The organism is Anditalea andensis (assembly GCF_000714815.1).
In the GTDB taxonomy this organism is placed as follows: domain Bacteria; phylum Bacteroidota; class Bacteroidia; order Cytophagales; family Cyclobacteriaceae; genus Anditalea; species Anditalea andensis.
Map to the genome: position 1 here is coordinate 1 of NZ_JMIH01000032.1, position 1,091 is coordinate 1,091.

General features: G+C 40.1%; 2 protein-coding genes. Both read right to left on the reverse strand.

The features are described 5' to 3' along the window. Positions 1 to 455, reverse strand: a 455-nt coding sequence (locus tag EL17_RS20315; RefSeq protein WP_035078753.1) for a hypothetical protein, incomplete at its 3' end; no start/stop codon positions are given. A gap of 380 nt (positions 456 to 835) precedes the next feature. Continuing rightward, on the reverse strand, positions 836 to 1,091 hold a 256-nt coding region (locus tag EL17_RS20320), incomplete at its 5' end, for a hypothetical protein (protein ID WP_035078755.1).

Below are 1,091 nucleotides of genomic sequence, written 5' to 3' on the forward strand. Positions count from 1 at the left end.
CCACGCTTCTGGCGGATGAACAGAGGAGACAGGCAGCGGTAATGCATGGTCTGCTGAAAAACAGGTGGCCTAACCGTTTCTATGCTGCTCACCAGGTAATCGATCGAGCTGATCTGGTCCCCAATCCTGAAGGCCTGGGCCATAAAGAGACCCCTGATAAATTCCTCTGCAGCCCTGTCTATTAGAAAACTGATCTCAAAGCTCGCTTCCTGTCCGTAATGCTCTATGACACCACGGTCACGGTGTATTTTGTTCCCTGCAAAGTCCAGCCTCGAAAAGGTGAACAGCCTGAACTGCCTCCCAAATGCACTATATCCCTCATCATGAAGAAAGGCTGCAAAGGCTGCATTGGCGCTGTCTATGATGCGGTAGATGACAGCGGACAACTCGTACTGATAGTTGAGCGGAAGAAATTTGGTCCTGCTCGTTCTGGTCAGTTTGATTTTGAATCTCATATATCTACAGGTATATTTTATTTAAAAGTAACTAGTTATGCCAACGATAATTTTTTAGCGACACCTATTGTCCAAAATTTATTGCTTAAGCTGATGACTTTACAATATGGTTTTTTTAATAAAGCGGTGCAATACCTAGTTCGAGGTATTTTTTATTGTTATTTCATGAAATACTTTTATATAAATTTGATTTACGCTTTAATCATGATGAAGTATTTCATCATGATTAAAATCAGCTATTTTTTCTAAACTTTTTTTCAAGTACTACATATTGGTGATATAGGTATACTCAGGTGACCTTAAGCCATTCATCTATAGCTTTATCCAGACCATATATTTCAATTCCCCAAATATCTTTATCATACCGGCCCATCAGTTTTTCAGCTGACTTTAAGCTTCTTAAACCTATTTATTTCTTCTACTATATTTTGCATCAATTCTCCTGATACCGAAGTGCTGAGCTGTCTGGTGCTGATGACTAGTTTTTGCCGGGTGGGATCGGTGAAGGTGATGAATTTTATCATTAGGATATCGGCATGTGGATTTCCTTTACCGATATAATAAGGATTGGCAGTATCCTGTTGGTCAGGCTGGGCATACAGTTCATGTATAGGAACATCCCTATTCTTCCAAATC